We start from the raw sequence: 338 nt of genomic DNA, 5'->3' as shown, positions 1-338 counted from the left end.
GCGCAGCGTCTGGGACAAGCGTTTTGGCGCTGCGCCGGCCGACGCCAAGGCGTGGGCGCGCCAAGTGCGCTTTCTGACCGCCCGGGGGTTTGCCGCCGACGTCGTGCGGCGCGTGGTGCCCACAGCACCGCGCTGAGGCGGCCGGCAAAGGCCGCGCCCCCATGCGGCAGTCCCAGCAACCGTGCATGGCATCAGTCAGGCACGCCGACGCGGGCACTGAACTCATAGCAGCGCGGGCTGGGGCTGCCTGCCACTCGCATCGGTAGCCGTCGCAGCGAAATGCATGGCCCGACCAAGCCGGGCGCAGGGCCCCGGCGCCCAAAGAAACCGACTCAGCG

The 338-nt window shown here is 71.9% G+C and carries 1 pseudogene; it reads left to right on the top strand.

Features of this window, described 5'->3' with window-relative positions:
• Positions 1–136 (top strand): annotated as a pseudogene (locus B2J89_RS21995) (recombination regulator RecX); the annotation flags it as partial.
• Positions 137–338: the final 202 nt, after the last annotated feature.

It is taken from the genome of Acidovorax sp. SRB_24, assembly GCF_012931925.1.
Note: the sequence above shows the minus strand (reverse complement) of the source record. Positions and strands in the feature narration are given on the sequence as shown.